This window comes from Terriglobia bacterium (assembly GCA_020072815.1).
Classification (GTDB): domain Bacteria; phylum Acidobacteriota; class Terriglobia; order Terriglobales; family Acidobacteriaceae; genus Angelobacter.
Window position 1 is genome coordinate 64,910 of the sequence record JAIQGE010000004.1, and the last position, 26,820, is coordinate 91,729.

Annotated in this window: 29 protein-coding genes; 9 read left to right on the forward strand and 20 right to left on the reverse strand. The window is 60.3% G+C overall.

What is annotated here, in order from left to right; genetic code table 11:
- Positions 1-82 precede the first annotated feature (82 nt).
- Together LAO20_06625 and LAO20_06630 are read left to right on the forward strand one after the other, a co-directional pair.
- On the forward strand, positions 83-970 hold the full coding sequence (locus tag LAO20_06625; protein ID MBZ5531086.1) for a tetratricopeptide repeat protein: 888 nt from the start codon (positions 83-85) through the stop codon (positions 968-970).
- Positions 971-1,022: 52 nt separating this feature from the next.
- A complete protein-coding gene (locus tag LAO20_06630) occupies positions 1,023-1,835 on the forward strand; it encodes a carboxypeptidase-like regulatory domain-containing protein (protein ID MBZ5531087.1) in 813 nt (270 codons plus the stop codon).
- A gap of 47 nt (positions 1,836-1,882) precedes the next feature.
- On the opposite strand, the gene LAO20_06635 is transcribed toward LAO20_06630, so the two are convergent.
- The 6 genes from LAO20_06635 to LAO20_06660 form a co-directional block, all read right to left on the reverse strand.
- The gene (locus LAO20_06635) at positions 1,883-2,509 is read right to left on the reverse strand and encodes a hypothetical protein (protein MBZ5531088.1); all 627 of its coding nucleotides are present in this window, start codon (positions 2,507-2,509) and stop codon (positions 1,883-1,885) included.
- A gap of 113 nt (positions 2,510-2,622) precedes the next feature.
- On the reverse strand, positions 2,623-3,192 hold the full coding sequence (locus tag LAO20_06640) for a hypothetical protein (GenBank protein ID MBZ5531089.1): 570 nt from the start codon (positions 3,190-3,192) through the stop codon (positions 2,623-2,625).
- Between the two features lie 120 nt (positions 3,193-3,312).
- Complete coding sequence (locus LAO20_06645; GenBank protein MBZ5531090.1) at positions 3,313-4,200, reverse strand: prepilin peptidase; 888 nt, start codon at positions 4,198-4,200, stop codon at positions 3,313-3,315.
- Positions 4,201-4,287: 87 nt separating this feature from the next.
- Positions 4,288-4,842, reverse strand: coding sequence for a hypothetical protein (locus LAO20_06650; GenBank protein ID MBZ5531091.1), 555 nt, complete (start codon positions 4,840-4,842; stop codon positions 4,288-4,290).
- Between the two features lie 129 nt (positions 4,843-4,971).
- Positions 4,972-6,138: a BON domain-containing protein gene (locus LAO20_06655; GenBank protein MBZ5531092.1), complete on the reverse strand. Its 1,167-nt coding sequence runs from the start codon at positions 6,136-6,138 to the stop codon at positions 4,972-4,974.
- Between the two features lie 144 nt (positions 6,139-6,282).
- Positions 6,283-7,194 (reverse strand): complex I NDUFA9 subunit family protein, encoded by a 912-nt coding sequence (locus tag LAO20_06660; protein MBZ5531093.1) that lies wholly within the window; start codon positions 7,192-7,194, stop codon positions 6,283-6,285.
- A gap of 92 nt (positions 7,195-7,286) precedes the next feature.
- Here LAO20_06660 and LAO20_06665 point away from each other — a divergent pair, with 92 nt between their 5' ends.
- The 3 genes from LAO20_06665 to LAO20_06675 all read left to right on the forward strand — a co-directional run bounded on the left by LAO20_06665 (position 7,287) and on the right by LAO20_06675 (position 9,353).
- Complete coding sequence (locus tag LAO20_06665; protein MBZ5531094.1) at positions 7,287-7,649, forward strand: hypothetical protein; 363 nt, start codon at positions 7,287-7,289, stop codon at positions 7,647-7,649.
- A 143-nt stretch (positions 7,650-7,792) separates the two neighbouring features.
- On the forward strand, positions 7,793-8,446 hold the full coding sequence (locus LAO20_06670; protein MBZ5531095.1) for a molybdenum cofactor guanylyltransferase: 654 nt from the start codon (positions 7,793-7,795) through the stop codon (positions 8,444-8,446).
- Positions 8,447-8,528: 82 nt separating this feature from the next.
- The gene (locus tag LAO20_06675) at positions 8,529-9,353 is read left to right on the forward strand and encodes an ATP-binding cassette domain-containing protein (GenBank protein ID MBZ5531096.1); all 825 of its coding nucleotides are present in this window, start codon (positions 8,529-8,531) and stop codon (positions 9,351-9,353) included.
- A 1-nt stretch (position 9,354) separates the two neighbouring features.
- On the opposite strand, the gene LAO20_06680 is transcribed toward LAO20_06675, so the two are convergent.
- Together LAO20_06680 and LAO20_06685 are read right to left on the reverse strand one after the other, a co-directional pair.
- Positions 9,355-10,101: a hypothetical protein gene (locus tag LAO20_06680; protein MBZ5531097.1), complete on the reverse strand. Its 747-nt coding sequence runs from the start codon at positions 10,099-10,101 to the stop codon at positions 9,355-9,357.
- Between the two features lie 40 nt (positions 10,102-10,141).
- Positions 10,142-11,047 (reverse strand): hypothetical protein, encoded by a 906-nt coding sequence (locus LAO20_06685; GenBank protein ID MBZ5531098.1) that lies wholly within the window; start codon positions 11,045-11,047, stop codon positions 10,142-10,144.
- Positions 11,048-11,154: 107 nt separating this feature from the next.
- Here LAO20_06685 and LAO20_06690 point away from each other — a divergent pair, with 107 nt between their 5' ends.
- Together LAO20_06690 and LAO20_06695 are read left to right on the forward strand one after the other, a co-directional pair.
- Positions 11,155-12,615, forward strand: coding sequence for a sodium:solute symporter (locus LAO20_06690; protein MBZ5531099.1), 1,461 nt, complete (start codon positions 11,155-11,157; stop codon positions 12,613-12,615).
- Positions 12,602-14,023, forward strand: coding sequence for an amino acid permease (locus LAO20_06695; GenBank protein ID MBZ5531100.1), 1,422 nt, complete (start codon positions 12,602-12,604; stop codon positions 14,021-14,023). Before LAO20_06690 ends, LAO20_06695 begins: the two co-directional genes overlap by 14 nt.
- Positions 14,024-14,078: 55 nt before the next feature.
- On the opposite strand, the gene glgA is transcribed toward LAO20_06695, so the two are convergent.
- Complete coding sequence (gene glgA / locus LAO20_06700) at positions 14,079-15,566, reverse strand: glycogen synthase GlgA (GenBank protein ID MBZ5531101.1); 1,488 nt, start codon at positions 15,564-15,566, stop codon at positions 14,079-14,081.
- Between the two features lie 226 nt (positions 15,567-15,792).
- Here glgA and rsmA point away from each other — a divergent pair, with 226 nt between their 5' ends.
- Positions 15,793-16,620 (forward strand): 16S rRNA (adenine(1518)-N(6)/adenine(1519)-N(6))-dimethyltransferase RsmA, encoded by an 828-nt coding sequence (gene rsmA / locus LAO20_06705; GenBank protein ID MBZ5531102.1) that lies wholly within the window; start codon positions 15,793-15,795, stop codon positions 16,618-16,620.
- A gap of 96 nt (positions 16,621-16,716) precedes the next feature.
- On the opposite strand, the gene LAO20_06710 is transcribed toward rsmA, so the two are convergent.
- The 5 genes from LAO20_06710 to LAO20_06730 form a co-directional block, all read right to left on the reverse strand.
- Entirely contained in the window at positions 16,717-17,418 is a 702-nt protein-coding gene (locus LAO20_06710; GenBank protein MBZ5531103.1) for a hypothetical protein, read from the reverse strand.
- A complete protein-coding gene (gene ruvC, locus LAO20_06715; protein MBZ5531104.1) occupies positions 17,415-17,933 on the reverse strand; it encodes a crossover junction endodeoxyribonuclease RuvC in 519 nt (172 codons plus the stop codon). The genes LAO20_06710 and ruvC overlap by 4 nt, the downstream gene beginning before the upstream one ends.
- A 28-nt stretch (positions 17,934-17,961) precedes the next feature.
- Positions 17,962-18,273 carry a hypothetical protein gene (locus tag LAO20_06720; GenBank protein MBZ5531105.1) on the reverse strand — a complete coding sequence of 104 codons (312 nt, stop codon included), beginning with the start codon at positions 18,271-18,273 and terminating at the stop codon, positions 17,962-17,964.
- Positions 18,270-20,309 carry a carbon starvation protein A gene (locus LAO20_06725; protein ID MBZ5531106.1) on the reverse strand — a complete coding sequence of 680 codons (2,040 nt, stop codon included), beginning with the start codon at positions 20,307-20,309 and terminating at the stop codon, positions 18,270-18,272. Before LAO20_06725 ends, LAO20_06720 begins: the two co-directional genes overlap by 4 nt.
- A 107-nt stretch (positions 20,310-20,416) precedes the next feature.
- A complete protein-coding gene (locus LAO20_06730; GenBank protein MBZ5531107.1) occupies positions 20,417-20,605 on the reverse strand; it encodes a hypothetical protein in 189 nt (62 codons plus the stop codon).
- A 100-nt stretch (positions 20,606-20,705) separates the two neighbouring features.
- Between LAO20_06730 and LAO20_06735 the strand changes: the two genes are divergently transcribed.
- Entirely contained in the window at positions 20,706-20,921 is a 216-nt protein-coding gene (locus LAO20_06735; GenBank protein ID MBZ5531108.1) for a hypothetical protein, read from the forward strand.
- Positions 20,922-20,935: 14 nt separating this feature from the next.
- Here the strand turns inward: LAO20_06735 and LAO20_06740 are convergent, their stop codons facing one another.
- The 6 genes from LAO20_06740 to LAO20_06765 form a co-directional block, all read right to left on the reverse strand.
- A complete protein-coding gene (locus LAO20_06740) occupies positions 20,936-21,262 on the reverse strand; it encodes a DUF962 domain-containing protein (GenBank protein MBZ5531109.1) in 327 nt (108 codons plus the stop codon).
- A 50-nt stretch (positions 21,263-21,312) separates the two neighbouring features.
- Positions 21,313-22,098, reverse strand: a complete 786-nt coding sequence (locus tag LAO20_06745; GenBank protein ID MBZ5531110.1) for an enoyl-CoA hydratase/isomerase family protein — start codon at positions 22,096-22,098, stop codon at positions 21,313-21,315.
- Positions 22,099-22,233: 135 nt separating this feature from the next.
- Positions 22,234-22,626 (reverse strand): VOC family protein, encoded by a 393-nt coding sequence (locus tag LAO20_06750; protein ID MBZ5531111.1) that lies wholly within the window; start codon positions 22,624-22,626, stop codon positions 22,234-22,236.
- Between the two features lie 294 nt (positions 22,627-22,920).
- Entirely contained in the window at positions 22,921-23,691 is a 771-nt protein-coding gene (locus LAO20_06755) for a CoA-transferase (protein ID MBZ5531112.1), read from the reverse strand.
- A gap of 141 nt (positions 23,692-23,832) precedes the next feature.
- A complete protein-coding gene (locus LAO20_06760; protein ID MBZ5531113.1) occupies positions 23,833-25,014 on the reverse strand; it encodes a phenylacetate-CoA oxygenase subunit PaaI in 1,182 nt (393 codons plus the stop codon).
- 118 nt (positions 25,015-25,132) lie between these two features.
- A complete protein-coding gene (locus tag LAO20_06765) occupies positions 25,133-26,599 on the reverse strand; it encodes an aldehyde dehydrogenase family protein (protein ID MBZ5531114.1) in 1,467 nt (488 codons plus the stop codon).
- Positions 26,600-26,820: the final 221 nt, after the last annotated feature.

Genomic DNA, 26,820 nt, shown 5'->3' on the forward strand with positions numbered 1-26,820 from the left:
CTCTCCTCCCCCGGACAACTTGCGTGGACTAAAAGGCCGCTAGATTTCTAGCGGCCTTTCATTTTTGCCATAAAATAGGAACATGGCCGTCATTCGAATTCTTACCATCTTCATTGCCGTCATCGTGATTGGGCTTTTGGAGCCGCAGCCCGCAGCAGCGCAGGAAAGCCAGGACAACCAGCCGCATATCCAGCCGCGCGAAGGCCAAGCCAAGACCAAGCAGCAGCCCCGCGGAACGCAGCCGCCAGCGCAGCCCCATGCCCAAGCCCAGCCAACACCGCCGCCCATGGACGATGAAGAGCCAGGCGAGAGTTCCAGCAAAGATTCGCAGATTGACCTGAACACCCGTCCGCCATCACGCGACAGAGACAATGCCGCGAACGATCCCAGCTCGCAGCTCTTTGACCCGCATCGCGCGATGAAGGACATTGAAGTCGGCAATTACTATCTGAAGCAGAAGAACTATCGTGCCGCGCTGGACCGCTTTCACGACGCGCTGCAGTACAAGCCCGGCGACGCTGAAGCCACCTACGGCCTGGCCGTGACCCAAGAAAAACTGGACTTGCCTTCACAGGCCTACAAGAACTACAAGAAATATCTGGAGATTCTGCCCAACGGGCCGCAGTCCAAAGACGCGCAGGAAGCCCTCAAGCGGCTGGCGTCTCGCGTGGACCCCTCGGTCGCTAACTCTGACCAGGGCCAGGACGCCGCCAAGAAGATTGAAATCGGAGAGTCGCTGCTGGCGTCGAACAAATACGACGAAGCGCGCGAACAGTTTGAAGACGCTATGCGCCTCACGCCGGAAAATCCCTTGATCTATTTCCGCCTGGCCCAAAGCTTGCGCGGCATGCAGCGTCTGGGGCCGGCCCGCAATTTCTTCCAGAAATATCTTGAGCTGCAGTCCAACGGCCCGTTTGCCGCGGACGCCAAGAAAGGCATCAGCGACATCAATTACATCCTGGGGAAATAGCCCGCAGGTTTTGGTCTCCGGCGCGTTCTAGCGCAGGGGGGTATTTTGCCTGATGAACCTGACTTTTTTCTCCCGGCGTCCAGCGGCGAGCTTGTCCCCGGCTATCAATCTCAGCCAGCTTCGCGTGGCATCGCCCTGTCCCGCAAAATGGGAAGAGATGGCCGGCGATGAGCGTGTCCGTCATTGCGCTGAGTGCAACCTCAATGTTTACAACTTATCGGCGATGACCGAGCGCCAAGTTCAACAACTAGTGTCAGAGAGCCGGACCGCTCAGCGACGCCTCTGCGCTAGGTTTTATCGCCGCTCTGACGGCACCATGATTACCCAGGATTGTCCTCGCGGTTTGCGTGCGGCTGGTCTGCGCGTGGCGCGCGTGGCAGCAGCAATTTTGTCAGCGCTGATGAGCGTCAGCACTGCCTCCGCCAAAACCAAGCCGCAAGTCTGTTCTCTACAGTCCACCTCACCGCAAAAGCAGCCGGGAATCTGGCTTCAGATCATGGACCCGCAAGGCGCTGTCATTCCTAACGCAAAAATCGAAGTGGTGGACAAGTCCGGCAAGCACAAGTTCAGCGGCGCCACCAGCGCTTCGGGAGAACTGAGTGTTACGACTCTCCCATCTGGGGACTACATGCTCACCGTTGCTGCGACCGGATTCCGGACATACACCAGTTCCGTGGTCATCCGCGAGCAACAGGTCCTTCAAGTCAAGCTCAAGCTGGCAATCGCGGAAACAAGAGTAGAGATCGAAGTTAGTGCTGAGGCGCCAGCCGTTCAGGGGACCCTTGGCATAGTCACGGTCATTGAAAAACCGGCGGACTGGCCGGCCGCCGGTCCGCGCGGACAGGCTGCGCCTATTCGGCAATAGTCGGGATGAATCTGACGGCACGCAGTGATCCGGCCTGGTGCCGTGCCTTACTCTTTGCGCAGGTACACGCCGCTGCTGGCGTCCACGATCACCGTCAGCTTGGCGCTGGACGGCATGGCGCCGTAGATCACGTGCCAGCGAAGCTGGCCGGTTTGCGAATCCCAGTCCAGCATATACATCACCGGCTGCTTGGGATCTTTGTCCAACAGCTCTTTGCCGCCGTGTTCCTGGGCCACTTCAAAAGCCTTATCGGTGTCCACTTTAAGAAAGTTCAGGTCCCAGGTTTGAGCGGAGCGGTTGTTGGGGTTGTAGGCGTCCTCCACGCCGTGGTCCACCTTGCGCGGGGCGTCCGCGGCGCCTGACCAGCTGAAGGGTTCGGTCTTGAGGCGCGCGCGCGAACCAAAGCTGGCACGCCAGAACATGGCTTTGCCATTGTGGCCGCTGCTGTCCGCAGAAGTCGTGGACTCCAGGTGAATCGGCGCTGCATCCTCTGACCACAAGCGCGCCGCCGGGATCATCTTCTGCAGGGCAAAACGGCCGGTCTCAAATTGATTGGTCTTCTTCGGCGGTGGAGCGGTTGGCGTGCTCTGGTCGCAGCCGGCAAACGCCAGCGCCAGAACAATGGGAACGAGTCTTCTGATTTTTTTCCGCGTGGTCATGTTTGGCGTGGTCATGTTCGGGTGACATCGAGTGCCACCATTCTAGTCCTTGCACGTTCGCAGAGCGTGGTGTCCAAAGGGCATGGCTGCGCGCGCATCAGGACCGCGCTTCAGCTTGCCGCACGCGATTATTTGGGCATGCCTGGGTTGGCCGGCGCGGATGGACTTTCCACCTTCTCTGCCGAGATGCCAGCCTTCCGCGCTTGCTCTTCCATGTCGGCCAGCTTCTGCTGGGCGGCGTCCAGGGCCTGCTTCTTGGAGTTAATGTCGTCCTGTTCTTTCTTGGCGTCTTCGGCAAACTTGCCGGAATCGCGCAGCCGGGTGCCGGCGTCAGCGTAATAGGCGGCCGCTCTTAGGCGCTGCTCCCGCTGCAACAGGTCCAGTTCGCGCTGCATGCCGGCAATCTGTTGTCTCTGGCTGTCCAGCTTGCCTTTCAATTCGTCGGCCTTTTGTTTGGCGGCTTCGGCCTCCGCTTTCTTGGCTTGGTCTTTGTCGGCGGGCTGGACGGCGGCCTTCTTGGCGTCGTCGTCGGACGCCGCGATCGTCGACGTCCGCGGCATGTTGTCATCGTCCAGCTTGACGGTGGCCGCTGCCTTCTTCTTAGCGCGATTCTGGCGCGCGATATCGCCCAGCGACTGCTGCGCCAGCGCCGGCGCCGCCAGCGCCAGCACCAGGAGGAATGGAAATACCTTTTTCATTGCCAATGGCCTCAATCAGGAATTGCTGGTTCCATTTTACTTCTGATCTTCGCCAGGAATCGTGCCGATTCCATTGCCGGAAACGATAGGGTAAACGGCACATTGTCCTGAAGTAACCGATCACCGGTAGAAGCCCGCGTACCAGCGCACCACCGCGGTCCCCCAAAACGCAGCGAACAAAGCCGCCGCGCCCAGGAATACGCCGAATGGGATTTCAAAATTGCGGTAGATCAGAATCGCCGACCGCCACGCGCGCCGGCGGGCCGAACGTGCGGGTTCAGACGGCACCCTTTTCCTTCGGCGGGCAAGCCGTTTGTTCCATACCCAAAAGATCAGCAGGATCCCAAACGCGCTGCCAATCAGCGATCCTAGCAGCAGCACCACCAACGTGAGTTTCACGCCCAGAAAGGCGCCGATCAGGGCCATGAGCTTGACGTCGCCGCGTCCCATGCCTTCCACGCCGCGCACCGCTTCATAGGCCAGCGCGATGCCCAGGATGAACGCTGCACCCAGTATCGCCCCGCCCAGTGAGTTCGCCAGCCAGAGCCAGCGCACATTGATGCCGTGAAGAAAGTAGGCGGCGGGGCCTTCCACCGGTACAAATACGCTGAACAACAATCCCAGCACGACGCCAGGCTTGGTCAGCAGGTCAGGCAGCAGCTTGGTCTCAGCGTCGGTAAAGACCAGGCCGAGCAGCAGGAAGGACAGCACGCAGAACTTAAGCGCTTCCGGCGACGCACCGGCTGTAAGGTAGCTGAGCAGGAAGAAAACGCCGGTCAGCAACTCGACAAAAACATAGCGTGGCGATATCGCGCCGCCGCAGTTACGGCACTTCCCTCTCAGGATCAGCCAGCTCAGAACCGGTATGTTGTCGTAGAAAGCGATAGGTGTGCCGCACGACGGGCACTGCGAGCGCGGCGTCACCACCGAGAGTTCTCTCGGCAGGCGGTAGATGCACACGTTCAAAAAGCTGCCGAAAATCAGCCCCAGTCCAAAAAAGACCGCCATGTAGAGGATGTTCGGGCCGGTAAGGAATGTGCTCGCCAGAATGCGCTCCTTGAAATCGATTCCGAAGCAATTATACGCAGCCCGCGCTCAACGCCCATCCTGGAATCGCAAGATATGCCCTTCCAGGGTTTCGGCTTCAACGTCGGTTGGCGGCATTTCGCCGTTCCAAGCACGCTGGCGGCAGTTGACCAAACGCGTCGCCACCGGCAGAAGCCGCCATCCGCCGCCCTGTTGCTCGCGCAGAGCGGCGTTGAATGCGGTCACTCCGTCCTCACGCGCCGCCAGCCGCCACTCGAGGAGTGAGGCCTCCAACGTTTCCGCCAAAGATTCTTCCGGCAGCAGGCACAGCACCCAGGCATGACTGGCGCGCTGAGCGTACGTCCCGCGGGGCACGTCCGCGGAGCCGCGCAGCACGCGCGCGCCGTATTCGTGGGCCACGCTTACGGTGTCGTCCGTGGAGCCGTGGTCCACGACAATGACTTCATCGCACACGCGCAGCGAATCCAGCGCGCGGCCCAGATGCCGGTCATGGTTCAACGTATGAATCAGCCCCGTGATCCTGGTTCCCGCTAGCCCCGGCGCGCGGCCTGGCGCCGAACTCTCGCGGCCCGCCGGCTGTTCATCTTGGTTGTCTGGTTCCATTGCTTTTCTGGTTCGATTCCAGACACAGTGGGTTCGAACCAGTTGATTTTGCCGGAAATAAGGAAGCGCCGCTAGTGCAGCGACGCTTGGTCTTATCCGATGAACGAAGCTGCCGTTATTGATCTGAACTCATTGCTTTGAACCCAACGACGGCCGGCTGACGCCCGGCGTTACAGTAACCGGATTCTGGAGTTGGAAGTTCAACACCGTTTCCGGATTCAGGACGATCTCCTGGCCCTTGCCGGCGCCGGCGACGCCCGTGCCTGCTCCTGCACCCGCGGCCGCGCCGATGGCTGCTCCTCTGCCGCCGCCGAAGATGCCGCCCAATACCGCGCCAATGGCCGCGCCGCCCCCGACTTTGCGCGCCGTAGCTTTACCGCGCGCCAGGCCTGCTTTCGACCAACGGTCTGTCACTACGGAATAGCTCTTGCCGTTCATCATGATCCGGGTAATTTCAATCGCCAGGTCAGACTGACCCTTGAAGCGGCCGGCGGGCTTCACGTCCACCACGCGGCCTTCCACGTCAGCCGACGTGGGAATCACCACCTGGCCATCCACTGAGACCGGCGTGGCGATGGAACCGTGGAATACATCTCCCGCTTGCGCTGTTTCTGAACTCAACGGCTCGTTCAGGTGAATCGTCAGCTTGGTGCCCGCGGGTACCGCGACTGTTTGCACTGGCACGCTGCTAGACGCAGGCGCAGGCGGTGGAGGCGGCTCTTGCGCAGAGGTTTCCTGACTCTCGCCGCTTCCGCCCACATTGTTGCCGCTGGTCTCGGCATTGTTTTCGGCGGTGGTCACCGTGACTCCAGGGTCGTAGTCGCCGTTGTCGGCATCCGCGGGTGCCGACGATCGCGCTTCAGTCCCACGCACCGCCTTGCGGGGCGACGGCCGGTTGTCGTCATGCCGGGCCGAAGGCTTGTCACTAGGATCCGCCTGCGCCAGCGGCTCTGCGCGTTCTGTCTCGGCGGCCACGGCCGCGACCACCTGAAGGTTGTTGACCACGGTTTTTACGCCCTCTACTTGCGCGGCGTCACTGGCGGCGGCGTTGCGCGCCGCATCGCTGCTCACCGTGCCGGATAGAGTCACCACGCCGTTGCTGGCGCTGATGGTCACCTGCTTGCCCGGGACGCCGGCATCGGCCTCAATACGGCTCTTCACATCGGCGGCCACCTGCGTGTCCGGACGCGATTTGCCCATCCGCGAGCAGCCGGACCCTAGTAGCGCCAACGACGCTACAACCACCCACAAATACTTCCTCCAAGACATCATCGTTGTCAGTGAAAACCTGGTCATGGCAAAAGCTCCTGTAACTCTGTGGCGACTAAGAGCTTTAGATGCAGACTGAGCGGAGCATGCTGCATCCGGCAAGTAAAGTTTTGTAGGCGTGAAAAAGGGAGGGTTCTTTGGTAAGCGAGCGCACCAATTCGGCAACATTCCTCAGGAAACCTTCGGCTCTCGCCCGCATCCTGTGAAACCCTTGGGTTCGGTCCCGCTGTTGGGATTCGTATAAAAGATGCGTTTCATCGGCGCGATGTCGCACGTAGACCCCTCTCGCAGCATCTTCAACTGACCCACCGTCACCGGCGGGTTTGGCAGCAAGGTCTGGACGACCGCTGCTCCGGCGAACATCAGCGGCATGGGCACATGCACCGCAGGTTTGCGGACGCCGGCACAGCGCGCAATCTCCGCCAGCACATCATTCAAAGATAGCTCGTCCGCTCCGCCCAACTCGATGGTCTGATTGGTGGCGGCGTCGGACGTCAGCGCGCGCGCAAAGCACAACGTCACGTCATCAATGTGGATAGGGCGGAACTTCGGTTTGCCGTCGCCCGGCACGGGACGAAACAACGGCGCTTTGCGCATGGTGTCCATCATCTGCGTCACAAAGCCGTCGCCGGATCCAAAAATCAGAGACGGCCGCAGGATGCAATACGGAATGCCGCACTGGCGGACTTCTTCTTCGCCTCGCCACTTGCTGGTCTGGTAGTCGGCCACGCCGCCGGCGCGCGCGCCGATCGCCGACATGTGAATGAACCGTGCAATCCCGCTGCGCTTGGCTGCTTGCACCACGTGGCGCGTGCCCATGTGATGCACCGCATCAAACGTGTTTTTGCCTTTCTCCACGATGATGCCCACCAGATGGACCACCGCATCGCAGCCTTCGATGGCGGCGTCCAGCCCAACGCCGGAGACCACATCGCCGGCGAAGTATTGCACGCCTGTCTGTCCCGGTGTGGCGACCCTCTTCGGATCACGGACCAGTGCGCGCACGCTGTGACCTTCGCTGAGCAAGCGCTGTAGCATGTGCTGGCCGACAAACCCGGTGCCGCCGGTGAGGAAGACCTTCATAGTTCGATTCTAAATCGCCCTATCCCCGCTTGGCCGTGTACTTGTAATTTTGTCCGAGACCCGCCTGATGTGATAAAAGATTCCGTCCCTTTATGTCCTTGCGAGTCGCACGCGGTGTTTACAATCCGGAGAGCGAGCGCTTCCACTTCTACGTGGCGTTCAAGCCCACGCTTGATCCTACGGCGAGCGAGCGCGGCGTTGAGTCCAGTTATCCCATAGAGGTGGCCGTCTCCTTGACGGAGACCGGCGAGCTGGCGGACCTGGCCTTTACTTTGCCCGAACCCTGCCGCAACCGCCGGTGCCTGGACTACGTGGCGCGCACCCACGCGGCCAACGTGGTAGAAGACCGCGTCTTTGTTACCGTCCCCGGCCTGAACGGCGATTCTGTGCTGGAAGCTCTGGGCACCTTGGAACTCGATGGCGCGGGCAAGATCATGGGCGTGGAGATCAACTAAGAGCAATTAGCAAATGGCAATTAGCAACTAGCCAAACCTGCCCGGACTTGTTCACTGCCCTTGTTTTTGCCAATTGCTAATTGCCAATTGCTATTTGCTACTTCCTCAGCGGAGCTGGTCATCTGACCGCTACAATTATTCCAATGGCGAACAATCTCAGCGCTTTCGTCCTTGCCGGCGGCAAGAGCACGCGCATGGGCACGGACAAGGCTGCGCTTGAGCTCGACGGGCGCACGCTGCTGGAACATGCGCTGGCCACGCTGCGTTCGGTCGCCGGCGACGTCTGCGTCGACATTTGTATTTTGGGATCGCGCCAGCTCTACAAGGACTATGGCGTTGAGGTCATTGAAGACCTATTCCCCGGGTGCGGGCCTCTCGGCGGCATTCACGCTGCGCTGGCGCTGGCCCGCGCTCCGCTTAACCTGATCATCGCCGTGGACACGCCGTTTCTCTCGCCTGAATTTCTCAGGCGACTGGTCCAGCGGGCCGCGGAGTCGTGCGCCGTGGTCACGGCGCCGGAGATCGCCGGATACCGGCAGCCGCTGTGCGCGGTCTATTCTTTGGATTTTCTGCCCATCGCGGAGCAGGCCCTGCGGAGCGGCAATTACAAAATCGTCCCGCTGTTCCCCGAAGGCAAGACGCTGGTCATCACAGAAGAACAGATGGCGGTGGCCCAGGCGGCGGATGCAAAGTCGGCGGACACGAAGCCGGCGCGGTTTGCCTTCAACGCCGGGATGTTTGACAATCTGAATACGCCGCAGGACCTGGAGCGCGCGCGGCGCAAGAACAAGGACTGAAGACGAAAGTCCGCTTCGCGGCAACGCGCCGGGCCAACGAACTCGCGCACGAGCGCCGAAGTATTTCGTCCCATCACGAACCATGAGCCATCTCCCTGATCACGGACATCCCGAGCACGACCGCCACGGTCACGAAGGTCATGGCCACGAGCATCCTGAGCCCTACATTGAGTTTCAGCACGTTTCCAAAGCGTTTGGCGACCACGTAGTGCTGGACGACGTAAGCTTCCAGGTTTTTCCCGGCGAAACCCTGTGCATCCTGGGACGCAGCGGCGTGGGCAAATCGGTTTCACTGCACCACATCATGGGGTTCCTCAAGCCGGATTCCGGGCGGGTGATCGTCGCCTTCCATGACATCACCAACTCTCCCGAAGCCGAACTGGAGCGCATCCGCAAGAAAGTGACCATGGTCTTCCAGAATGGCGCGCTGTTTGATTCGCTCACCGTGGGCGAGAACGTCGCTTTCCCGCTGCGCGAGCGCCGCGACTTGGACGAAGAGCAGATCTACCAGATCGTGGACGGCCTGCTGGACATGGTGGGCGTCAAGCCCATGCGGGATCTTCTCCCGTCTGACCTCTCCACCGGCATGAAGCGCAGCGTGGCCATTGCCCGCGCGCTGTCCGCACAGCCGGAATGCATTCTCTACGACGAACCCACCACCATGGTGGACCCCATGATGGCCACCTTGCTGGGTGATCTCATCCAAAAGTTGAAGATGCAGCTCAAGCTCACCAGCATCGTGGTGACGCATGACATGCGTCTGGCCAAGAAGCTGGCGGACCGCGTTGTCTTCCTGCACGAAGCGCGGGCCGTTTTCATCGGCACCGTGGCGGAAATGGAAGACTCGCAGCACGAAGTGGTGCAACAATTCCTGGAATTGGACACGCTGGTGGTGCCCGGCAGGTAATCTACTTTTTTCTATCCAAGGCCGAGTGGATCGCGGCTTTTGCAGTCTGTGACAACCGCACTCCGCGGAGAAGTTCGTTGACCATATTGCGCGGCAGCTCGCTGGCAAAGCGGACCACTGAGGCCAGCGGCGTGTTCTTGTTGGCGATGAGCGCCATCCTGACGTCATTGCGGTAAGACCATTTTCCATGCCGCGCTACGGCGGGCGCTAGAAGCTCTGTCCCGGCTTCCGCCCGCAGCGCTTTCACAATCCACATCTCGGTCATTTGCGGATTTTGCAGCGCGGCCAGCATGATGCGCTCCTCTTTGTCGGTGAGCAGCGCAGCGGCCACGCGGCCGGAACTGCGTTTGGACAAGGTGAAGCGTTCGCCGGATGAGATGCTGCCCATCCGCCCGATCACCACTTCTTCGGCGGCGCGCTTCACGTCCGCGGGGACCGAAGGCGAGAGCGCCACCTGCATCAGCTCAAACGCGTAGAGATGGCGGATGATGGGAACGGAAACGTGGCGCGGCGTGTGCTGGTGCATCACGATGGCCAGTTGGATCTTGCGCAAACTGGTCAACGATTTCTGCTTGTTGAGGGCTTCCAGGGCTTCGCGCGGAAGGTCAGCGCGATGTAGCAGGGCCAGCGCCAGGTCTTCGGTCAGGCGCGGGTCGCTGGCCACGGCGGTCAGAACTTCCGGAGAAGACTCATGCACCAGTGCATCGAGCGGCGCGTCTTCCGGCAAATTGAGGTTCGCGCTCATCATTTACAAAGTAACGCAGCAAAGTAGCAAAGCAACTAAACCATCACCGTCGTCCGCGTTGTGCCGCAATCTCCAGCGCCCCGGTCACCGGACGCACAAAAGTAAAACTGATCGCCGCTTCCGGCAGCAGCTCGCGCATGGCGTCCTTGAAAGCCTGGCGCACCAGGGCTGAGCCTTGCAGAACGCCGCCGGAGAGGGCCACCGGAACCACACCGCCGCTGGGCCACAGACGTTTGATGACCGCGTCAGCCAGCAAAGCCAGTTCCTTGCCGGCGCGTTCAGTGATTTCGCGAGCCAGCAGATCGCCGCTCTCGGCTTCGGTGGCGACCACAGCCGCCAGTTCCGCGAACCGTGGCTCGGACGCGTTGGCCATCCGCACTACCTCTTCCGGCGCCACGCTCCAGCAGTTGGCAATTAGCGGCAGCAAGCTGTTGCTGCGGCCAAGATCGTAGGCGTGCAGCGCGGCGGAGACTGCTTCTTTGCCCACCCAGAAAGCGGAGCCTTCATCAGAAACGCTGGGCCCCCATCCGCCGGCCCGCGCCGTTTCGCCTTGCTGGTTGCGCCCGAAGGCGATGGATCCGGTGCCGGACACCACCAGCACCCCGTGAGAAGTTCCAAACGCGGCGCGGTGGGCGATCACGTGGTCGCCGGCAACATAAATGGTGGCTGCGGGGATGACCTCGCGGATGGTTTCCTGCGCCCATGTCACGGCTTCCGGCAGCGACGCGCCGGCCATGCCGATGCACACATGCTGTATGTCACGCGGCAGCACGCGCGCGGAGTTGCAGGCGCGCTGGATGACCTCCTGCAGCACCTGGCGGGCTTTCTCTTTGCCCACGCGCGCCAGTTTGCAGGTTTCGCCGCTGGCCTGGCCAAGCAGCTCCGCGCCGTTGCTCACGGCGCAGTCAGTCTTGGTGCCTCCAGCATCAATTCCCAGATAAAGTGCCATGCCCTGTGGTTACTGCATTGTCCCGCAAGTTTTTCTGTTGCTTTGCACAGTTATACCCAATAATGTTTGCCGGCGCTTGTTCACCCGGCAGGACTCAAGTCTAATTCATGCGATTGCACACGATTGATGCCGCTATTATCGCCGTTTATTTGATTGGCATTACTTTCTTTGGACTAAGGTTCCGCAAGTCCCAAAGGTCACTCCGCGACTATTTTCTGGCCGACCGCAACATTCCCTGGTGGGCCATCGGCCTCTCGATTGTGGCCGCGGAAACCAGTACCCTCACGGTCATTGGCACTCCCGGCATCGCCTACGCTGGCACGCTTGGTTTCCTGCAGCTGGTCATCGGCTACATGCTGGGACGCGTGGTCATCAGCCTGATTCTGATTCCCCAATATTTTCGCGGAGAAATGTTCACCGCCTACGAACTTATTGACCGCCGTTTCGGCAAGAAGTTGCACAAGATGACCGCCGGCGTCTTCCTGATCACTCGCGCCGCCGCCGAAGGCGTGCGCGTGTGGGCCGTGTCCATTGTTGTCCACACGGCTCTGGGAACCGGCGACATCGGCTCCATCGCTATTGTAATGCTACTCACGCTGATCTACACCTTTGAGGGCGGCATGGCCGCGGTGATTTGGACTGACGTTATTCAGATGTTCATCTACGTCGGCGGGACCATTGCCGGTTTCCTGACGTTGACTCACTTGGTTCCCGGGGGATGGCCGGCCATCCACTCGGCCGCCGCCGAAGCCGGCAAGCTGCAAGTCTTTGATTTCTCCTTCAGCTTCTTCAAGACCTACACGTTCTGGGCAGGGATGATCGGCGGAATGTTCCTTACCACCGCCAGCCACGGCACCGATCAGCTCATGGTGCAGCGACTGCTCTCCGCCCGCAATGAGCGCGACTCCAAATTTGCTCTGCTCTCCAGCGGCGTGGTCATTTTGTTTCAATTCACGCTGTTTTTGCTGGTGGGCGTCGGGCTGTGGGTTTTCTATCGCGTGTATCCGCCGGCATCGCCCTTTGCCTCCAACGACTACGTTTTCCCCACGTTTATCGTTGACCACGTGCCACGCGGCATGGCGGGACTGTTGATCGCGGCGATTCTGGCGGCGGCCATGTCCAACTTGAGCGCCGCCCTCAATTCGCTGTCTTCCACCACGATGATGGATTTCTACCTGCGCTTCAAGCCGCAGACTACTGACCGCGCTCGCCTGGCGCTCTCCCGCGGCGCCACCATCCTCTGGTGCGTCGCGCTCTTCGGTCTGGCCTTGGTTTCCCGCCAGAGCCGGACCGTGCTGGTCACCGGGCTCAGCATTGCTTCCGTGGCTTATGGGGGGCTGCTCGGCGTGTTTCTTCTGGGCGTGCTGACCCGCCGCGCTACGCAAGCCGGCGCCATTGCTGGTATGCTCTGCGGACTGGCTTTGAACGGCTATCTGTGGAAAGGCACGAACATCGCCTGGACCTGGTACGTGACTTTTGGCGCTACGACAACGTTCGTCGTCGGCTATGCCGTGAGTTTCGTTTTGAACGGCCGAGCAAAACCGGTGGAGACTGATGGCCACAACTGAGATTCCCAAGCCCGGTCTGCTACGCGAACTCAACGTCTGGCATGCCACCGCGATCGTCGTTGGCACCATCATCGGCAGCGGCATTTTTCGCGTCTCCAGCGAGATGATGAAGGACGTTGGCACGGCAGGCGGCGTTTATCTGGTGTGGATCGTCGGCGGGCTGCTGTCTTTCTTCGGCGCGCTTACCTATGCCGAGCTCGGCGCCATCAAGCCCTGGGCCGGCGGCGAATACGTTTACATTCGCGACGCCTACGGTTCCCTGCTGGGCTTTCTTTATGCTTGGACCTGGTTCCTCATCGCCAAGCCTGCTTCCATTGCCTCCATCACCACCGGTATGGTGGACGTGCTCAGCACGTTCCCGCGCCTCAGTTTTCTCTCCAGCGTTTTTTTTAGCCTGCCTCTGGGCGGCGCGCATTCTATTGACGTTTCTTACGGCCACTTGGTGGCGATTGCCGCCACCATCCTGATCTCCGCGTTGAACTATATCGGCGTGAAAAAAGCGGGCGGTTTCCAGTTGGCCCTGACGTCGCTTAAAGTGGTGATGATCGTGGCCATTGTGGCCGTCGGATTCACTGCGGCTTCCGGAGGCAGGGGCAACTTTCACACCACGTTCCTGGGCGCAAAAGGCGGCATGGCTGGATTCATGGCGGCCCTGGTGGCGGCGCTGTGGGCCTACGACGGCTGGAATGACCTCAACATGGTCAGCGGTGAAGTCCGCAATCCCGGACGCAGTATTCCCATCGCGCTGATTGCCGGTGTGGCCCTGGTGGCCGCGCTGTACATGGGCATGAACGCCGCCATTCAGTACGTGCTGCCGTCGGCGACGATTGCCGCCACCAAAGTTCCCGCGTCGCTGGCCACGCAGATCGCGATTGGCGCCAGCGGAGCGGCGCTGGTCTCGGCGGGCATGGCGCTCTCCATGCTCGTCACTCTGAACGGCACCATCATGAGCGGCGGCCGCGTACCCTTTGCCGTGGCGCGTGACGGTTATTTCTTCAAAGCGCTGGCGGAGGTGCATCCGCGCTTTCACACGCCGTCACTGGCGATCATCGTTCAAGCCGTGATGGCGATCATGCTCTTGTTGGTGGGTGGCGCGTTCAAAGACTTGTTCTCATTAGCGATTTTCGCGGAGTGGCTCTTCTATATGATCGCCGCCAGCACCATCTTTGTCTTCCGCGTGCGCGAACCAAACACAACGCGTCCTTACCGCACCTGGGGATACCCGGTGGTCCCTGCACTGTTCATCACCGCCGCGGCGATTCTGCTCTATTACACGTTCATGGACAACGTAAGAAATTCGTTGGCGGGGACGCTGGTGATTCTGGCGGGCGTGCCGGTGTATTGGTGGTTTGCAAAACGACGTTTAACCACAGAGGACACAGAGAGCCACAGAGATAAGCCTGTCTAACATGCCCAACCACCTCTGTGTTTCTCTGTGCCCTCTGTGGTAAGGACTTCGCAGTTCACGCTCTGCTGAACTCCACCGCGCTTTCGCCCGGCGGAGCGGGCTTCGAACCCGTCAAGCGCTCGTAGACTTTCACATATTCTTTGGCGGACGCGCCCCAGGAAAAATCTTTCCGCATTCCGTTGATCATTAGCTGCTTCCATTTCGCCTTGTTCTCAAAGGCGCGCAGCGCCTGCTGGATGGCGTTGAGCAGCGCGGGACCGGAGTAGCTGGTGAACTTGAAGCCGGTTCCCTGCCCGGTCTCCGGATCCCACTGTTCCACCGTGTCGTCCAGGCCGCCGGTGGCGCGGACGATGGGCACCGTCCCGTATTTCAGGCTGTACATCTGGTTCAGCCCGCTGGGCTCGTAGCGCGACGGCATCAGAAACATATCGGCCCCGGCTTCAATCTTGTGGGCCAGCACGTTGTCATAGGCGATCTTCACGGAAAACTTTCCCGGAAACTGCTTAGCCAGCTTGAGGAAGAGCTCTTCGTATTCCTTGTCACCGCTGCCCAGGATGGTGAAGATCACCTGCAGCCATGACAGTTGTCCGGCGATCTCCGCAATCAGGTCAAACCCTTTCTGCGCGGCAAAGCGCGACACAATGCCGATCACCGGCAACGACGCGTCCGGACTCTCCAGGCCAAACTGGCGCAGCAGATCGTACTTGCAGCCCATTTTGCCTTCCAGTTTGTCCGGGTGATACTGGCAAACGGTGAGCTTGTCCTTGGCCGGGCTCCACTCCCGGTAATCCACGCCATTCAGAATGCCGGTGAGATTGCCCGCGCGGCTGCGCAGCACGCCCTCCAGGCCAAAGCCGAATTCCGCTGTCTGGATCTCCTGCACGTAGCGCCGGCTCACCGTGGTGATGTGGTCGGCGGAGGTCAGCGCGCCTTTGAGGAAGTTGACCTTGCCCCAAAACTCCATCTTGTCAATGGTGAACAGGTCCCAAGGCAGCATGAGCAGCGGAAGCGTGTCTGCGGGGAAGATGCCCTGATAGCCGATGTTGTGGATGGTGAACACCGTGGACGTGTTGCGATACACCGGATCGTCGGCGTAACTGGTGCGCAGCAGCACGGGGACCAGCGCGGACTGCCAGTCGTGGCAGTGAAAGATGTCCGGCACGCCCAGGATTTTTGCGGCTTCCAGCACGGCGCGCGAGTAGAGAGCAAAGCGCTCCGCGTTGTCCGGATAATCGCCGGCCGAGGTCCCGTAGAGAGCTTCGCGATCGAAATATGGCGGGTATTCAATAAAGTAATACTGCACGCCGCTTTGCTTGCCGCCGTCGCGCACGGAGCAGAAGCGGTATTGGTCGTCAAAAGGGATGGTCACGCTGGGCAGCACGACTCGGCCGTTGTTGAGCCGCGTCTGCCTGTACTTGGGGAGATAAACCGTAACCGCGTGGCCCAGCTCTGTCAGGGCCTTGGGGAGCGCGCCCACCACGTCCGCCAGCCCGCCGGTCTTGGAGAACGGCACGCACTCAGACGCGGCAAAGACAATGTTCATGGGGCCTCCAGGGGTCCTTGAAACACCAGAGCGGGCCGGCACAACCCGTAACTAAGAGGAGTCTAATGCCGGGCCAGAAGCAGGGTCAATTTACAGAGAGGTACCTCCCTGATTACGTTTAGATGCTGAACCAGTGGTGTTGGGGCCGTAATAAAAGCCGCGATTCACCAGGGGTCGCACCCCGGCGCCGGCGCCGCCGCTGATAGGATTAAGTAAGGAGCCTGCCTTGCCGGCCAAAAAAGCCAAGCTGGGACAAAACTTTCTGACTGACCCCGACGCCGCGGAGCAGATCGTCTCCAAACTGGGCGACGTTTCGCATACGGTTGTCCTGGAGATCGGTCCCGGACGCGGCGCACTAACCGACTTGCTGGTGGAGCGCGCCGGGCGGCTGGTGGCCATTGAGCTGGACCGCCTGCTGGCCACCGAACTGCGCTACAAGTACTCGCGCTGTCCCAACGTGGAGATTCTGGAAGGCGACGTCCTCAACATTGACTTCCGCACGGTCCTGAAGCGGACGGTAGGGCCGCTCAGCGATTTGCGTCCGCTGAAGCCCTCGCGAGCGCACGTGGTCGGCAACCTGCCCTACTACATTACTTCTGACATTCTGCTGCGCTTGTTCGATTTCCATGACCAGTTTGACGTGATGGTGATTATGGCCCAGCGCGAAGTGGCCGAGCGCGTCGCCGCCAAGCCGGGTTCGCGCGACTACGGCCTGCTCTCGGCTACCGCGCAGCTCTATTGCAAAACAGAACTGCTGTTTACGCTGCCGCCGGGCGCGTTCTCGCCGCCGCCCAAAGTCCATTCCAGCGTGCTCCGCCTGACCGTTGCTCCCAGGTTTGAAGAGTTGCAAGTGGCTGCGAAAGATTTCATCCCGTTCTTGAAAAAGGCCTTCGCCATGAAACGCAAGACGTTGCTGAACAACCTGAAGAAAGATTTTCCTGAAAGCAAAATCAAAGCGGCGCTCAAGAAAGTCGGCGCGCGCGCTGATGTGAGAGCGGAGGCTCTTGCGCTGGACAAAACCGCCGAAGTCTTCCGGCTACTCCAGCAGTCTTAGAATCTTTCTGCTGGCTTGCGATTCCTATCAGCCCTCCGGTTCCTCCGTTCCTCCGTGTTTCAAAGGTTTTGTTTTGCGAACCGGACTAAGAGGCTCTTATTGCACGCCGCTCTGCGCCAGCAGCCGCTTGGCGCGCTGCCGGGCGATATTCAGGATGCCTGAGTCATTGGCGATGCTCTCCAGCAGAGGAGCAATCAGCTGCAGTTCCGCCAGACTGTGCGATTCAGCGTTGGCTTCCGCTGCTTTCAGCTCTTCTTCCATCCCCAGGCGGTCAAAGCGGCGCAGGAACTGCAGTTTGCGTCCGTGCTGCAGCGTGGCGGAGATGCCGCGAAAGATCTGGCTCAGTTCCTGAATCGCCTGGTTCTCAGAATAGTTGAACACGGTCTGAAAGTACCGCGTGGCATCGGCATAGCTTAGGGTCTTCTTGCCGGTGTTGGCGATGGCATGTTTATGGAATTCAAAATCGCCATTGAAATACTCTGCCTGCTCGGCCAGCTTGAAGATCTTGTCCCGGTTGGCAGCGGAGAGCGTGAAGTCCAACTGGTAGTCTTCGTCGTTGGACGTGCTGTCCTTGTCGGGTCGCGTCGGACTGCTGGACTGGTAGTGCGCGCTGCCGTCTGGCTTTACCGTGATGCTGTATTTCTGCGGGGTGGTCGCTTCCCAGTCGCACGTAAAGGTAATGGTGGGAATTGCAGAGGACGCCGCACCAGCCGCCGTCTTGGGCGATTGCCCAGCGAATAGGACCGGCGTCGCCAGCGCCAGCGCCGTCAGCAACAGAGACCAGAACCAGCGTTTCATGACGTTGCCGCTTGAGGATCGAGCTTGTGGTAGCGCATCAACGTGGAGGAAGTATGAATGTGGCAGATGGCGATGGCCAGCGCGTCCGCCACGTCGGCGGGCTCGGGCAGCTCCGGCAGTTTGAGCAGCCGCTTGACCATCTGCTGCACCTGGCTCTTTTCCGCGCGGCCGTAACCCACCACCGCGGACTTGATGGACAGCGGCGAATACTCCGCCACCTGCAGCCCGGACCACGACGCCGCCAGCATGGCCACGCCTCGCACCTGTCCCAGCTTGAGCGCTGATTTCACGTTCATGGCGTAAAACACGTCCTCAATGGCCACCATTTCCGGCTGGTGTTCGGCGATGACCGCCGTCAGTTCAGAAAAGATTTGTTGCAGCTTGTTGGCCATGGGGTCGCGCGACTTCAGCTTCACCGCGCCCAAGGCGCAGCATAAGAGGTGGCGGTCAGCGTCTTCTTCCACCACGCCGTAGCCGGTGTACTCGCTGCCGCAATCAATGCCCAGGACGCGCATGAGGAGAGTGTACCTTACTTTCCGCCGCTCAGCAGCACCTCGGTTTGCTGACGATCGATGACTCCCTCTCACCCAGAAACGCACGATAGCTCTCCACCGATCTTGCCGACTGCGTACGCGTCAAGAAACGTTCGTAGGCCGATTCATCAAATATCTCGCGCAGAGTGGCGACTGCGATCTTTGCCACGCTGCGGAGAACTGCAGAGGCTAAAGCCCAAATATTCTTGATCTCTACGGCATGACTAAAGCTCGTGCCCTGATACGAACCAGAGCTGTGCCAGACACGACGATTGCCATTGTCTTCTCCGTGTCTCCGTGCCTCCGTGGTGGAATCGGTCATAGGAACTCCTCCGCCAGCTGGGTCGCCACGAACGGCGCTTCCTGAGTCGCGGCCGCACGCCGGCCGGAAATCACGTTGATCCACACCGTCGCCGACTCAATCACAATCACGCTCACCAGCACCATCAGCAGCCCGCACACCACGGCATCCAGGCGGTCATTGAAGATGCGCCGGGCCAAGTCCACCGTGGCTGGTCCGGTGGCGATCAGGCGCGCGTGCGCCAGAAAGCCAATCAGCGGATTGGGGTCAAACATCTTGTGCCACGACGCGGCAAAGGTCACCGCGATGAGCCAACCCAGCGGCGCCAGCGTGACCCACATGTAGCGCGCGCGGCCCATCTTGACGATGATGGTTGTCGCCACGCAGAGCGCCACCGCCGCCAGCAGTTGATTGCAAATGCCAAACAGCGGCCACAGAGAATTGATGCCGCCCAGCGGATCGCGGATTCCCTGCCACAGGAACCAGGCCCACGCTAAAACCACCAGCGTGCTGGTGGCGAGAATGCTGGGATACCAACTGGTGCGGCCCATCGGTTTCCATATGTGACCCAGCGCGTCCTGAAGCATGAAGCGGGCCACGCGCGTGCCGGCGTCCAGCACGGTCAGGATGAACAACGCCTCAAACATGATGGCGAAGTGGTACCACAGGGCCATCACCCGCGCGCCGCCCAGCGAGTCAGAAAAAATCTTGGCCATGCCCAGCGCAAACGCCGGGGCGCCGCCCGTGCGGAAGAACAGGCTTTTCTCGCCCACCGCGCCGGCCAGCGTGTTCATCTGGTCGGCGGTGACGGGGAAACCCCAGCCGCTGATGGTCGCGACGGCAGCTGTTGGCGATCCACCCACCATCCCCGCCCCGCTGTTCACCGCGAAGTACGTCCCCGGCTGCAAGGTGCACGCGGCGATCATGGCCATGATGCCGACGAACGATTCCGCCATCATCGCGCCGTAGCCGACCATGCGCGCTTGCGGCTCGCGCGCGATCAGCTTGGGCGTGGTGCCGCTGGAGATCAGCGAGTGAAATCCGCTGATGGCCCCGCAAGCGATGGTGATGAACGCAAACGGGAACAAGTTGCCGGCAAAGACCGGCCCGCTGCCGTCGGTGAAGCGGGTGAGCGCGGGCATCTGCAGGTGCGGACGCACCAGGACAATTCCCATCGCCAGAATGCCGACCGTCCCGAGCTTGACGAAGGTGCTGAGGTAGTCGCGCGGCGCCAGCAGCAGCCACACCGGCAAGGCCGACGCCGCAAAGCCATAAAGAATGATGAGCACGGCCAGCGCCGTCGCGCTCAAAGTAAAGACTCCGGCCAGGCTGGGCGACTGCGACACCCACTGTCCCCCGAAAATCGAGAGCATGACAAGCACGAACCCAAGGACCGATGCTTCCAGCACGCGGCCCGGCCGCAAGTAACGCAGGTAGACGCCCATCAACAGCGCAATAGGAATGGTCATGCCGATGGTAAACACGCCCCACGGACTGTTCTTGAGCGCGTTGACGATTACCAGCGCCACCACCGCCAGCAGAATAATGAGAATCCCCAGCACGGCGATGAACGCCACCGTGCCCGCTGTCTTGCCGATTTCCTCCCGCGCCATCTGCCCCAGGGACTTGCCGTCGCGCCGCACGGAGAACAGAAGAATCACAAAGTCCTGCACGCAGCCGGCAAAGATGGCGCCGACCAGAATCCACAGCGTGCCCGGCAGATAACCAAACTGCGCGGCCAGCACCGGCCCCAGCAGCGGCCCTGGTCCGGCGATGGCGGCAAAGTGGTGGCCGAAGACCACCCACTTGTTCGTCGGCATGAAATCGCGGCCGTTGTCCAGGCGCTCGGCGGGAGTGGCGCGCATGGCGTCCAGGGTAAGGACTTTGGCGGCGACAAATTTGCTGTAGAAACGATAGCCCAGCGCGTATGTGCACAGCGCCGCCACCAGCAGCCACATGGCGCTGATGGGCTCGCCACGCCGCCAGGCGATGGTCGCAAACGCCGCAGCGCCCAGCGCGGCCACTGCCGTCCAGAGGAGGACTTTGGCAAACTTCATTCCGAATCTCCGCTAACGTATTTTGAAGACCAGGTTTTCGTGCTGCGCTATTCTGCCCAAGCGGGCAGAGATGTGCAACGCTTAGGAAGGGCTAATCGAAAAAGGAGCTATTCTTCGGGCAGTTCCGCCACGGCGGCCGCGCTGCGATTCGGCGTCCTCGGCCGCTTGGGCGCGCCCACGTAGGCGTAAGGGTCTTGCGGGTTGTCCGGCTCTTTCCGGACGCCCGGTTGTCTGCGCAGGAAGCGCAAGATGCGCTGGAGTGCTGCGCGAATCCGGCTTGGCTTTGCAGGCTGCATAAAGACCTCTTGAAAACGCAAGCGTATCACGAAACCGGCGCAATGAAGTTGTGGAGAGATTCGGGCTGTTGTAAAACTATCTTGCCAAAGGAGAAACCTGATGAGCTGGTGGTTTGGAGTCGCGTGGATTTTCATGGGGTTGATGTGGCTGTGGCGGGCTTACGCCGGCCACTACCCGGGCGGCACGGTTACCCTGACTACCGACTCAACCCGCATCATGAGCAAACGAGAGCGGGTCATCGGACTGTTCTTGGGCATCGCCAACCTGCTGCTCGGCATGGCGAACCTATGGCTCGGATTGCGCCACTCCCGCTAGCGTCTCTCCGCCCGCTAGGGCTTCCCTTGCATCCGGGCTTCGAGCCTGCCGGTTATCATTAGTCCCAGCATTCGAAAGTCGCTGATGAACGACCAGAACGGATGTCCGAACGTAGCCGGCTTGTTGCCTTCGATGAGGAAGTGTCCCGTCCAGGCAAAGCCGTAGGCGACCACTGGCCACAATAGCGCGTACCAAGGATGGCCCACGACAAACGGCACAATCAGCGTGACTAGGCCCAGCGAGGTTCCCGCGGCATGCATCCAGCGGTTACGCGGATCGCTGTGCTCGCGCAGATAAAACGCAAAGAATTCCTCGTAAGAAGCAAAGGTCTGGTCAGGCACGTTGATTCCTCCTCGGAATGATCGTCTGGAAGCAAGCTATCTTCCGTCGTCTATCTTCCCTTCCACTCCGGCTTCCGCTTCTCCATCCAGGCCTGAATGCCTTCTTGGGCGTCGTCGGTCTGCATGAGCTCTTCTACATAAATCTTTTCCGCGCGCGCCAGGCCTTTGTCCAAGTGAATGGAGTCCCACGCGTAGAAAGCTTTCTTGGCGTGGGCCAGAGCCGCCGGACTGAGCTTGAGAAGCGGCCCCAGACGGCTTTGGATGGCCTGGTCCATGCGGTCGTCCACGGCGGCTTCATTCGCCAGGCCCCAGGCGGCGGCCGCTTCGCCGGAAAAAGTTCGTCCGGTGAAGATCAGGTCAGCGGCGCGCTTCTGCCCGACCAGCGCGGCCAGCGCGGTGCACGCCACCGGCGGATAGCAACCCAACGTGATCTCCGGGAAGCCCCACTTGGCGTCCGGCGTGGTGAAGCACAGGTCGCAGACCATGGCCAGTTCGGCGCCGCCGCCCAGGCACGCGCCACGGACGTCCGCAATGGTGATTTTGGGAAGCTTGGCCAGCGCCAGGATCAGACCGTGAAATTTCTGCAGCATGGCGGGGATCTTGTCCGGCGTGTGCACCGCAACGTCCACCCCGGCGGAGAAGTTCTTGTCTTCGCCGCTCAATACGACTACCGCAATCTGTTTGTGCTCTTCCAGCTTCTGGAGCGCGTCCGCAAGCTGGTCCATCATGGGGAAGTCAATCACGTTCAGCGGAGGGCGGGCGAGGATGATGCGGGCCAGGGCACCCCGCGTCTCGAGGGTAATGCGCTTCGTGATGGCGGATGACGGTGAACTCATGCCGGGCCTCTTGTTTTCCGAACGTTTGGCTTCATCATTTCATTGCCTCCTCCGCCGGAGTTCACTTTCGGCGATTTTGGCAATCTTGGCACTCTTGGCAATTCTCTTTCCGCTCCCCCGTTTCTGCAAGCGGACTCACTCTTTCTTCGCAGGTGGTTGCCAGAGTTCAATCCGGTTCCCCTCCGGGTCCATGATCCAGGCAAAACGCCCGTATTCGTGGTCTTCGCGTTTCGGATCGATCGTTACGCCCTCAGCCCGCAACGCCTCCAGCACCGCATCCAGGTCTTCCACCTGATAGTTGATCATGAAGGGTGCGCTGCTGGGATTGAAATACTTGGTGTCCTGGGGAAAGATGGACCACACGGTGAAGGTCTCGTGCGAGGGGTCTTCGAGACGCCGCCACTTGAACATGCTGCCTTCGTCCGGCTTGCCCGCGATGCCCAGGTGTTTCGCATACCACTCGTACATTCTTTGGGGATCTTTGGCCTTGAAGAAGATACCGCCCAGGCCGATCACACGCTTGTTCATGACGATAATCCTAACAAAAACACTCAAGGGCTGAAGCCCGATCCTTTTGTCGCCGTTCAGCACTTTTTCGGCTTCGCTCACCCATGCCTAAAGGCATAGGCTGGGCCCTGCCCTGATACCTGCAGAGGCTGAAGCCGGTTATTCTTGGAGCTTCATCTTCCTTTTCTTACATCATCGCCGTGCGTTTGGTTTTCAATTTCGGCGGTTTTGGCAATTCTGGCAATCTTGGCAATTCTCCGTGCCTCCGTGGCGAGATCTGGGATTTGCAGTCACGGCGATCACGGCGATCTCTCCCTAGCTCGTCCAGAATCCTTTTGTATCGTACTCGCGGATGGCCCTCAACTCGGCGACGCTCGGCACCGGCGTTGGCCGCAAATCGTCAGCGACTTTGAGCTGCCATCCGGTGTTCGCCACCACGTCGTCCACGGCCACGCCAGGGTGGGTGGTAGAGAGGTAAGCTTCCCCGCTGTCATCGCTAAAGCGCAGCACGCATTTCGACGTGATCACCGCCGAAGGTCCGCCGCGCGGAAGGCCCACGCGCTTGCGCCATCCCGCGCCCTCGCCGTTGCCGGGACTGGTGATGTAACTCACGCGCTCGGGCAGGCGATGCCGCGCATGTTCCAGCAGCGACACGAAGCGGTGTGCCAGGGAAGCAATGTCGCAGGCGCCGCCCGAACCCGGCAGCCGGACCAGCCCGTGCTTGCCTTGGGCTTTTTTACTTTCGACCTGCGTGGAGTTGAGGTTGCCATAGCGGTCCACTTCCGCCGCGCCAAGAAAACCGAGATGCACTCTCCCCGACTGCAACAAGCCCATCACGCTCAGCATGTCCAGGCACTGCGTGGCGCCTTTGATGTTGGGCGGGTCGGCCATGGTATAGATCAGCTCGGGCGACGGCGAGGAGCGGATCACGCCATTCTCGAACAGGCCGACGGCATTCGGCGCATGGGTCTTCTTGGCGACCACAAACGCAATCAGCGGCAAGCGCATGCCGACGAAGACCACTTCGCCGTCTTTGATCTCGCGCGCCGCGGCCACGACCATGAGCTCGTTGAGGGTGTAGGACATGTTTTTCTGAAATCCCGAATCCCGCGCAGCGGGTGAGGGATCACTATTGTAACGAAGCTGCTTTGGTCCAATTAAGTTGTGATGCCCACGTGACGTTGGCAGCCATAGGGCTCCCTCGCTTCGCTCGGGATGAAGAAAGGGCTACTTTTCCGCATTAATCGCGTTCTTCCGTACTTCGCCGATGGTAACCAGCGGGTCGCGTCCACCCAGGCGCGGCGCAATCCACTTCTTCTCCGCGCCGATGATGTCCATCAACAGCTTTTTGTCGGCCGCGGTGGGCATCCAGGTTTCCAGTTGCTCGCGGTATTCTTTCTCTTCCATCGGCTCACCGGTTTGGGGATGGAACATCTGGCCTTTCCACTTGCCGATATTGCGGTGGAACTTGATGTCCGGACAATAGAGCGCCGTATTGCCCTGCTTCTGCGCAGCGCTGATGCGCTTGACCAGCGTGGCGCATTCGTCGCGATAGAGATGGCGGTTGTAATCGTTCAAGTCCTCAAGGTCCGCGGGATGCGGATTGGCCGGCTCGTCATAGCGGCCCTTCAATCCCCAGGTGTAGGCCCATTGCGCGGATGAGGAATGGTCCGTGCCGAACAGGTCGTACGAACTGGAAATCCACTTGTTCAGATATTTCTGCATCAGCCACGAGGGAACCACGCCGGCTTCCGCGATGCGCGCCAGTCCAGTGTTGCCCGTGCCCATGTGGAAGGCTTCTTCCTTCAGCATGTAACTCATGGAACGGCCCAGCGGAGCGAAGGCGGAATACTTGAGCATCTGGAGCTGGAATTTGCCATCGCGGTCAACAAAGTCAGTGAAGGCGAAGAAGTCCAGCCAGTTGTCGCATTCTTCATTAAAGCTGCCCAGCAGGCGCTTGTTCTCGTAGGCGCGGCGGTCCAGCATTTTCTTGGCTTCCACCTTGCCGGTATCGCCGAAGAAGTCTATGAGCAGCGCGCACATCTGCCACCCGTGGCGCATTTCTTCAATCATCACGCGGGTCAGGCAGGAACGGTCATAGTCACTGGGCGCGCTCTCAAAAAGCCAGCGCTGCTGTTCCACGCTGGCGAACTCGGTGTCACCCTGGTAGACGATCAGGTTCATCAGGGCGTCACGCATGTTCTGGGTGGGGATCTGGCGCATGTTCTCCCACTTGTTGCGGCCCTTGTAATAGCCAAAGGTGATCTCGTCGGTTTCGATGGCGCCGTACAGGGTGTCAAACTTGAACTCTTTGATCTGGTCGTGGTCCACGCCCACTTCCTTGCGCCACTCGTTGAACAGGCCGACCCAGTCACTGAACGTGCCGATCTTGTGTATTTTTCCAGGCATGAAAACTCCGTAGTAATTAGCAAATAGCAATTGGCAATTAGTAAGTCGCTTCCGACCTCTAGCTCTTGGTTAAAGGCCGATGGCTAGTTGCTAATTGCTATTTGCCAATTGCTTCCTCTCACAAATTCATCCACACGGTCTTGAGTTCCGTGTAGTGTTCAATCGCGTGCATGCCCAGTTCGCGGCCAAAGCCGGATTGCTTGTATCCGCCGAAAGGCAGCGCCGCGTCCATCACTCCGTAGGTGTTGATCCACACTGTGCCGGCCTTCAGGCGGCGCGACAGCTGGTGGGCTTTCTTGATGTCGTTGGTCCACACCGCGGCGGCCAGGCCGTAGACGTTGCGGTTGGCTTGTTCGGCGACTTCTTCGATGTCGTCAAACGTGAGCGTGGCCAGCACGGGGCCAAATATCTCTTCCTGCGCGATCTTCATATCGTTCTTCACGCCGCCGAAAATCGTGGGCTCGATGAAGAAACCGTGGTCGCCATTGACCGCGGCGCGCTTGCCGCCGGCCAGCACGGCAGCGCCTTCTTTCTTGCCGGATTCGATGTAGCCCAGCACCGTGTCCATCTGCTTCTGGCTCACAATGGCGCCTAGGCGCGTTTTGGGGTCCAGCGGGTCGCCCAGTTTGATCTTCTTGCTGCCTTCGACCAGCTTGGTCATGAATTCGTCTTCCGCTTTTTTCTCCACGAACAGGCGCGAACCGGCGCAGCAGACTTCACCTTTGCCGTAAAAGATGCCGTTGAGCGCGCCTTTCACAGCCGAGTCCAGGGACGAATCAGCGAACACGATGTTCGGCGATTTGCCGCCCAACTCCAGCGTCACGCGCTTCAGCGTGTCCGCCGACGCCCGCATGATCTCTTTGCCTACGGAAGTTGATCCGGTGAACGCGACTTTGTCCACGCCGGGATGCTTCACCAGAGCCTGTCCGGTGGCCGGTCCGCCGGTGACTATGTTCAACACGCCCGCGGGGAGTCCAGCTTCCAGGCACAGTTCGCCAAAGCGCAGCGCGGTGAGTGAAGTGTCTTCCGCAGGCTTGAGCACCACGCAGTTGCCGCATGCCAGGGCCGGACCCAGCTTCCAACTGGCCAGCAACAGCGGGAAGTTCCAGGCAACGATCGCGCCTACAACGCCCACCGGCTCGCGCAGCGTGTACGTGAACGCGTTGCTGAAAGTGTTTACCGTTTCACCGTGGACCTTGGTGGCCCACCCGGCGAAATAGCGGAACACGTCCGCCACCATAGGCATGTCCACGTAACGCGATTCGAAGATGGGCTTGCCATTGTCCAATGTTTCCAGCTCGGCCAGCTCTTCAATGCTCTTTTCCACCAGGTCGGCGATGCGCCATAGGAGCTTGCCGCGGTCGCTGGAGGACATCTTGCGCCACGGGCCGCCCATGTCGTCGAAGGCCTTGCGCGCCGCGGCCACGGCCAGGTCAACATCCTGCGCGGTGGCGTCAGCGATCTGCGTGAGCACTTCACCGGTGGCGGGATTGATGGTGTCAAACGCGCGGCCGGAGCCTTCACTCCACTGCCCGTTGATAAGCAGCTTGCCAGGGGAGATGTGTGTTTTGGTTGCGGTCAACATCATTCTTAGCCTCAAGCTGCTAGCGACTGGCCGCTAGCTGGTACTTCGTTTGTTTGCACGACATTCTCTACAACACCTTTTTAGCGTGTCATCTTGAGCGAGCCGGAGCGAATGTGACGGCGAGTCGAAAGATCCCGAAGGTCTTTCCCCTGCCCTGCTGCTTCAGGGAGTTCTCACGAGGATTCTGGTGAGAACACCTCCAGGCGGAATCGTAAATCCAA